9 protein-coding genes are annotated in these 7,314 nt (G+C 64.5%); 7 read left to right on the plus strand and 2 right to left on the minus strand.

Going from position 1 to position 7,314, the window contains the following annotated elements; genetic code table 11:
* Positions 1–319: 319 nt before the first annotated feature.
* Together APM_RS22110 and clpB are read right to left on the minus strand one after the other, a co-directional pair.
* Entirely contained in the window at positions 320–463 is a 144-nt protein-coding gene (locus APM_RS22110; RefSeq protein ID WP_158005016.1) for a hypothetical protein, read from the minus strand.
* A 35-nt stretch (positions 464–498) separates the two neighbouring features.
* Positions 499–3,081, minus strand: coding sequence for an ATP-dependent chaperone ClpB (gene clpB / locus APM_RS18000; protein WP_007424827.1), 2,583 nt, complete (start codon positions 3,079–3,081; stop codon positions 499–501).
* Positions 3,082–3,198: 117 nt separating this feature from the next.
* Between clpB and APM_RS18005 the strand changes: the two genes are divergently transcribed.
* The 7 genes from APM_RS18005 to APM_RS18035 form a co-directional block, all read left to right on the plus strand.
* Entirely contained in the window at positions 3,199–3,960 is a 762-nt protein-coding gene (locus APM_RS18005) for an MOSC domain-containing protein (RefSeq protein ID WP_007424828.1), read from the plus strand.
* 50 nt (positions 3,961–4,010) lie between these two features.
* Positions 4,011–4,595: a CDP-diacylglycerol--glycerol-3-phosphate 3-phosphatidyltransferase gene (gene pgsA / locus APM_RS18010; RefSeq protein WP_007424829.1), complete on the plus strand. Its 585-nt coding sequence runs from the start codon at positions 4,011–4,013 to the stop codon at positions 4,593–4,595.
* A gap of 7 nt (positions 4,596–4,602) precedes the next feature.
* The gene (mobB, locus tag APM_RS18015) at positions 4,603–5,142 is read left to right on the plus strand and encodes a molybdopterin-guanine dinucleotide biosynthesis protein B (RefSeq protein ID WP_007424830.1); all 540 of its coding nucleotides are present in this window, start codon (positions 4,603–4,605) and stop codon (positions 5,140–5,142) included.
* A gap of 122 nt (positions 5,143–5,264) precedes the next feature.
* The gene (locus tag APM_RS18020; RefSeq protein ID WP_231295244.1) at positions 5,265–5,966 is read left to right on the plus strand and encodes a hypothetical protein; all 702 of its coding nucleotides are present in this window, start codon (positions 5,265–5,267) and stop codon (positions 5,964–5,966) included.
* A 31-nt stretch (positions 5,967–5,997) separates the two neighbouring features.
* Complete coding sequence (moaD, locus tag APM_RS18025) at positions 5,998–6,249, plus strand: molybdopterin converting factor subunit 1 (protein ID WP_007424832.1); 252 nt, start codon at positions 5,998–6,000, stop codon at positions 6,247–6,249.
* An 11-nt stretch (positions 6,250–6,260) separates the two neighbouring features.
* A complete protein-coding gene (locus tag APM_RS18030) occupies positions 6,261–6,704 on the plus strand; it encodes a molybdenum cofactor biosynthesis protein MoaE (RefSeq protein WP_007424833.1) in 444 nt (147 codons plus the stop codon).
* A 284-nt stretch (positions 6,705–6,988) separates the two neighbouring features.
* The coding region (locus APM_RS18035; protein WP_007424834.1) for a response regulator at positions 6,989–7,314 on the plus strand (326 nt) is incomplete at its 3' end.

Below are 7,314 nucleotides of genomic sequence, written 5' to 3' on the forward strand. Positions count from 1 at the left end.
CTTCTCAGCCCCAGACAGAACTCGAAACATCTGTCACATTCACAGAATGAATACATCAGACAGCGTTCAAATCAGCCCCTAAAGACCAGATAATCATCCAGATCACTTAAACCCAGATCACCAGCCAACCCTCAAGAACCACCACCAAAACCCAGACCTAAGCCCAAGCCTCAGCTCCAACCACCAGACCCTCAAGCCCAGCAGCCAAACGCCACCAACGTATCCCTTCCTAGCCTATTCACAATCCTCAAAGAACAAAACCTTCGTTGCGGTCTTACCCGCTCCGTCGGGCGCCGCCTCGTCAGCGGTGAACGGGCTTCTACGCCCCGGCCTGCTTGCTGTCAACGCCCATTCGGGCGGCGGTCGATTTATTAAAAACCATTTGAATTTGATGGATTTTTTTGAAATTCGTCCATTTCGCATCTGCGAGATGACGTAATTTTCCGGCAAGCAGCCCGGCCATGAACAATCCGCATGGGCCGGGCTGTTGCCACGCTCTCAGGCTGCCGCCGCGAGCCCGCCGGCAATCGAGAGACCGTCATCGTCGACGGTCACATTCACCGTCTCGCCGTCATGGATGGCCCCTTCGAGGAGCCTCGTCGCCAGCTTGTTCTGCAGCGAACGCTGAATCACCCGCTTCAGCGGCCGTGCCCCGTAGACCGGGTCGTATCCCTCGTTCGCCAGCCAGTCCCGCGCCGCCTGATCGAGATGCAGGGTGATCTTCCGGTCTGCGAGAAGCGATTCCAGATGCCTCAACTGAATTTCGACGATCCGTGCCATATCGGCGCGCTGCAGGCGCCGGAACAGGATGATCTCGTCCAGCCGGTTCAGGAATTCCGGCCGGAAATGCTGGCGGACCACCCGCATCACCTGCGGTTCGGCCAATACGACATCCTCGCCTTCAGGCTGAGCGGCGAGCACCTCGCTGCCCAGGTTCGACGTGAGCACGATGATCGTGTTCTTGAAGTCGACCGTGCGCCCCTGTCCGTCGGTCAGTCGGCCATCATCAAGCACCTGCAACAGGACGTTGAAGACATCCTCGTGCGCCTTCTCGACCTCGTCGAACAGGATCACCTGATACGGCCGGCGCCGCACGGCTTCGGTGAGCACCCCGCCTTCCTCGTAGCCGACATAGCCTGGCGGCGCGCCGATCAGCCGGGCCACGGCGTGCTTCTCCATGAATTCGCTCATGTCGATGCGCACCATCGCCCGCTCATCGTCGAACAGAAACTCGGCCAGCGCCTTGCAGGTTTCGGTCTTGCCGACGCCGGTCGGGCCCAGGAACAGGAAGGAGCCGATCGGCCGGTTCGGATCCTGCAACCCGGCCCGTGCCCGGCGCACGGCATCCGAAACCGCCCGCAGCGCGGCTTCCTGGCCCACCACGCGCTTGCGCAACTCCTCTTCCATCCTGATGAGCTTGGCGCGCTCGCCCTCCAGCATCCGGTCGACCGGAATACCGGTCCAGCGCGCAACCACCTGGGCGATCTGCGCTTCGGTGACCGCCTCGTTGACCATGGCTCCTTCCGTCGGCCCGGCGGCGAGCTTCCGCTCGATCTCGGGGATCACGCCATACATCAGCTCCGAGGCCCGGGTCAGATTGCCGGAGCGCTGCGCCATCTCCGCCTCGCCCCGCGCCTGGTCGAGCTGCTCCTTCAGCTTTTGCGTGGCATTCAGTCGGTCCTTTTCGGCCTTCCACGCCGCCGTCATCGCGTCGGATTTCTCCTCGAGTTCGGCGATTTCACCCTCCAGCCGCTCCAGCCGTTCCTTCGAGGCGGGATCCTGCTCCTTGCGCAGCGCTTCCCGTTCGATCTTGAGCTGCATCAGCCGCCGATCGAGTTCATCGAGCGCCTCGGGCTTGGAATCCACCTGCATCCGCAGGCGCGAGGCGGCCTCGTCGACAAGGTCGATCGCCTTGTCCGGCAGGAACCGGTCGGTAATGTAGCGGTTGGACAGGGTCGCCGCCGCCACCAGCGCCGAATCCGAAATCCGCACGCCGTGATGAAGTTCGTATTTCTCCTTGATCCCGCGCAGGATCGAGATCGTGTCCTCGACACTCGGCTCATCCACGAAGACCGGCTGGAAGCGCCGCGCCAGCGCCGCATCCTTCTCGATGTACTTCCGATACTCGTCGAGCGTCGTCGCCCCCACGCAGTGCAGCGCACCGCGCGCCAGTTCGGGCTTGATCAGGTTCGAGGCATCCATCGCGCCATCCGCCCGCCCCGCGCCGACCAGCGTGTGCATCTCGTCGATGAACAGGATGACCTCGCCGTTCGAGCCTTCTATCTCCTTCAGCACGGCTTTCAGCCGTTCCTCGAACTCGCCGCGATATTTCGCGCCGGCCACCATCGCGCCGAGATCGAGCGCGAGCAGCCGCTTGCCCTTCAGCGCCTCCGGCACGTCGCCATTGACGATGCGGAGCGCCAGCCCCTCGACGATCGCCGTCTTGCCAACCCCAGGCTCGCCGATGAGCACCGGGTTGTTCTTGGTCCGCCGCGCCAGCACCTGGATCGCCCGGCGGATCTCCTCGTCGCGGCCGATCACCGGATCAAGCTTCTGCGCGCGCGCGGCCTCGGTCACATCCCGCGCATATTTCTTCAGCGCATCGAAGGTCTGCTCCGCGTTCGCGCTCGTCACCGTGCGGCCCTTGCGGATATCGGCCACCGCCTTCTCCAGGGCCTGCGCCGAGGCGCCGGCCGCGGTCAGCGCCCGGCCCGCCGGCGTGCCGCTCGCCGCGAGTGCCACCAGCACGCGGTCCTGCGCGACATATTCATCGCCGGCCTTCTGCGCCATCTGCTGCGCCGCATCGAGCACCCGCACGAGATCGGGCGTGATCTGCGGCTGCCCGGCGCCGGAGCCCTGCACCTTCGGCAGTTTTCCAATCGCGGCATCGGCCGCGAGACGAACCGCGGCCGGATCGCCCCCGGCCGCGCGGATCAGCCCGCTCGCGGCCCCTTCCTCATCGTCGAGAAACGCCTTGAGCAGGTGTTCCGGCGTGATCTGCTGGTGATATTCGCGCACGGCAATCGTCTGCGCGGCCTGCACGAAGCCGCGGGCGCGTTCGGTAAACTTCTCGAAATCCATTGTTCTCGATCCCTTTCATCAGGCGACCCGGCCGGACCATCCCTCGCAAGGCAATGGTCCGACCTTGTCCGCTGGACATGGTTGCTGCATTGATCCTCCTCAAGAGGAACCGCCCCCATGACCATGCTCGTCGACTCACTCTTCCGCTATCCGGTCAAGGGCCTGACCGCCGAACCGCTGAAGGCCGCGGACCTCGAAGCCGGACGCGCCATCGCCTGGGACCGCGCCTTCGCACTCGCGCAGGGGGATTGCGGTTTCGATCCGGCAGCGCCGGCCTGGCGCCCGAAAGCCGAATTCCTCTGCCTCGCCCGCGATCCGGAAGCCGTTCGCCTCGATTGCCGCTTCGACGACGCCGCAGGCCTGCTGACCCTCATCGCGCCGGACGGCGCGGCGATCGACGCATCGCCCCTGACCGAGGCCGGACGCAGCCAGCTTGGGACGTTCATCGCCGCCGCCCTGCCGGGCTCGATGCGCGGCACGCCACGATTCCGGCATGTGTCCGGCCATAGTTTCTCAGACCACCGGAACCAGGTGATCAGCCTGATCGGCCTGGCCAGCCTGCGGGCGCTCGAAGCCGCCGCCGGCGCGCCGCGCCACCCTCTGCGCTTCCGCGCCAATCTCTATTTCGACGGCGCCGAGCCCTGGGCTGAACTCGGCTGGGTCGGCCGCACACTCGCGATCGGGGACGCGCGGCTGCGGGTTACCGCACGGATCGACCGCTGCGCCGCCACGACCGTCAACCCGGAAACCCGGGCGCGCGACGCCAATCCGGTCAAGGACCTGATGACGCATTTCGGTCATGTCGACTGCGGGATTTATGCCGAGGTTCTCGCCCCAGGGCGGATCGCGCCCGGCGATACGATCATTCTGCTGTCATAAGCCTGTTGCGACGGGTGACGCCGGCGGCAAAATCGGCTTAACGTCCCCGAATGCTGACCGACTTACCGAATGTGCTGACGCTCTCGCGCATCGCGGCGATCCCGCTGCTGGTCGTGCTGGTCGCGATCGGCTCCCCGCTCGCCGATCTGCTGGCCGCCCTCCTTTTCGTCATCGCGGGCATCACCGACTGGCTGGACGGCCGCCTCGCCCGCAGCCGCCGCCAGCTATCCGATCTCGGCCGGATGCTCGATCCGATCGCGGACAAGCTGCTGGTGGGCGCAACACTGATGCTTCTCGTCGGTTTTCATCGCGTGACCGCCTTCGGCATCTACCCGGCGATCGTGATCATGCTGCGTGAAATCCTGGTGTCGGGCCTGCGTGAATACCTTGCGGGCATCAAGGTCGGCATGCCGGTGACCCGGCTGGCCAAATGGAAGACGGCCGCGCAGATGGTGGCGCTCGGCATTCTCCTGCTCGGCAATTCCGGCGCCGCGGAACTCGGCATCCCCTGGCTCCCGGCCGGCATCATCGGCGGCGCCCTGCTCTGGATCGCCGCCGGCCTCACCCTCATCACCGGCTGGGATTACCTGACCGCGGGGCTGCGTCACGTGACCCAGCCCGGACCGTCACCCTGACCCGAAGATGACGAAATCATCAGCGACACTCACGGCGCACGGCGCGCCGGTCATCGCCCTCATCGGCTGGTCGGGAAGCGGCAAGACAACCCTGCTCACCGCCCTTCTGCCCCTGCTCGGCGGCGCCGGGCTGCGGGTTTCGACCCTGAAGCACGCCCACCACAAGGTCGACCCCGACCAGCCGGGCAAGGACAGTTTCCGTCATCGCGAAGCCGGAGCACACGAAACGATGCTCGCCACCGCCGAACGCTTCGTGCTGTTTCACGATCACGGCGCCGCCGCCGAACCGGATCTTGCTGCCCTGCTCGCCCGCATGGCACCGGCCGATCTCTATCTCGCGGAAGGCTTCAAGGCGGCCGCGGTCGAAAAGATCGAAGTGCATCGGCCCGAACTCGGCAAGGCGCCGCTTTGGCCGGAGCAGGACGATGTCATCGCCGTCGCCTGCGATGTCCCGCTCCCCGGGTGCGACCGACCTGTTCTTCCCCTCGGCGATCCGCCAGCCGTCGCGCGGTTCCTCCTCCGCCGATGCGGCCGCCTGATCGCTTGAGGTAGACCGGCAAACCGGCGCATAACGAATTCGAACAATTTCGAGGAAGAAAGATGCGGCAATTTGCCAGATCCGCCCCATCCCGCCCGGCCGTACTGCCTTCGCCCCGGCCCCGCCGTGCCGTGGCCGCACTTCTTCCCGGCAGTCTTGTGCTGCTGCTTTCCGGCTGCGCGGGCGTGGGCAACTATTTCAACAGCACCCTCAACCCACTCGGGGATCCGAATGCGCCCGCGGGTGACGCCATCAACATGCAGCGCGCCCGCGGCAACGAGGTCGCGGTACAGCCGCTGCGTCCCCAGCCAGGCGATGTCTGGCCGGGCAAGCTCGCTCCGGTGCCAACACTCGGTGAAATCCAGAAACACATGAACGTGCCCCTCGGGCAGGCTTATCAGAACCTCTACAGCGCCCCCGCCGGCAGCTCCCCGGCGCCGTCCTATTCGGTTCCGCCCGGCGCAAAGGTCCGCCGTCTGCCGCCCGACCGCGCGGAAGGCGCGGAGGCAACGTTCTCCCGCCCCGCCGGCGCGGCCATGCACTCATCCACGCCACCCGGCAGCGCACAGGCGCCTGTGCCGCGCGCCCCGGCAATACCGACAGCGCCGGCAAGGCCCGCCAAGCCGATTACCTCCGGAGATTCGCTGCCTGTGGGCCAGACGGTCATGGGACCGCATGGCCCGCTCGGCATCGTGACGTCTCCCAGCAACGGCCGTTACCAGACGATCGCCCCGATCGGCGGCCGGGGGGGCGGCATCCTGATTCCCAACGGGAACGGCACCGCGACGCTGATCCAGTCGAATGGCCAGGTGGTAACGGTCCCGACCCGATGACTCAACGCCTCTGTGGTCCCATATCCTTATAATGAAGATCCTCTATTTCGCCTGGTTGCGCGAGCGTATCGGCCTCTCCGAGGAAGACGTCGATATTCCGCCCGAAGTGACGACAATCAGTGCCCTGACCGATTTTCTGTCTGCGCGCAGCCCTGCCCATACCCGTGCGTTCGCAGACCGCCGCGCGATCAAGACCGCCCTCGATCAGCGCTTCGTTCCGCCCGACACATTGCTGGAAGGTGCCCGAGAGATCGCCTTCTTTCCGCCTTTCACCGGTGGATGACGGGCCGGAGCATGCCTCGCATCGTCGTCACGACTGAGGACATCGACGTCGGCGCCGAACTCGCCGCGCTTGAAGCGGGGGCCGGCGCGGTTGCCAGTTTCGTCGGCGTCGTCCGAGGCGAGGCCGGCGGCCGCCGGCTGACCTCCCTGATTCTCGAACATTACCCGGCAATGACCGAGGCGTCCCTGGCCGAGATTGCCAAGACGGCCGCGAACCGCTGGCAGCTCACCGGTTGCACGATCATCCACCGGGTCGGCGAACTGACACCCGGCGCCCGTATCGTTCTGGCCGCCGCCGCCAGCGCCCATCGGGCTGACGCCCTCGCGGCAACCGCCTTCCTGATCGACTGGCTGAAGACCGACGCGCCGTTCTGGAAGCGCGAGAACTTTGCCGATGGCACATCGCACTGGGTTTCGGCACGCGACGAGGATCAGGAAGCGCGCAACCGCTGGTAGTCCGGCGCACGCCAATCCATTGCCTCGATTTAATCTTCAATACCCTCCCACGCGCTCGAACCTCGCTGCTCCCCCTGCCGAACACCCCGGCCATCGGCGGATAAAGGCAGGGTTTTCACCGCATTTGTGCGCCCTGGTGCCGGAAAAGTTTCCAAAAACTCAATTTCAATCCCATTTTTCGTAATCGAAATTATTATTCAATCGATTATCATCTCCTTAAAATTATTTTATTGACGCCCTCCCCTTCCGGTTGTATTGAATTTTTCAGTTAACTGGGGGTTGTAATGAAACTTCTCATTTTTGGAAACCCGCTCGATAATCGAGATGTTCTGACTACATTCTTTAAGTCCAAGCTCGTCGTTGTAGACGAAACGACGGATATTGAAGAAGCGCTCGATCTGACGCGATTTTATGAATACGACGCGGTCGTTCTGCGTGTAACGGACACCCGCCCGGCGGAGATCGAACTCATCCGCAGGTTGCGCCTCGCTGGACTGCGCTGCCCGATCATGGCCGTCGCGCATTTGCTGAGCGAAGCAACGCGCCTGCGCATTCTCGAGGCAGGTGTTGACGATCTGATCGTAAGCGCAATCTCACATGAGGAAATTTT

It is taken from the genome of Acidiphilium sp. PM (genome assembly GCF_000219295.1).
Lineage (GTDB): Bacteria > Pseudomonadota > Alphaproteobacteria > Acetobacterales > Acetobacteraceae > Acidiphilium > Acidiphilium multivorum.

Coding starts and splice junctions, on each gene's coding strand:
- APM_RS22110 (WP_158005016.1), bottom strand. CDS start 463: ATGGCCGGGCTGCTTGCCGGAAAATTACGTCATCTCGCAGATGCGAAA.
- clpB (WP_007424827.1), bottom strand. CDS start 3,081: ATGGATTTCGAGAAGTTTACCGAACGCGCCCGCGGCTTCGTGCAGGCC.
- APM_RS18005 (WP_007424828.1), top strand. CDS start 3,199: ATGACCATGCTCGTCGACTCACTCTTCCGCTATCCGGTCAAGGGCCTG.
- pgsA (WP_007424829.1), top strand. CDS start 4,011: ATGCTGACCGACTTACCGAATGTGCTGACGCTCTCGCGCATCGCGGCG.
- mobB (WP_007424830.1), top strand. CDS start 4,603: ATGACGAAATCATCAGCGACACTCACGGCGCACGGCGCGCCGGTCATC.
- moaD (WP_007424832.1), top strand. CDS start 5,998: ATGAAGATCCTCTATTTCGCCTGGTTGCGCGAGCGTATCGGCCTCTCC.
- APM_RS18030 (WP_007424833.1), top strand. CDS start 6,261: ATGCCTCGCATCGTCGTCACGACTGAGGACATCGACGTCGGCGCCGAA.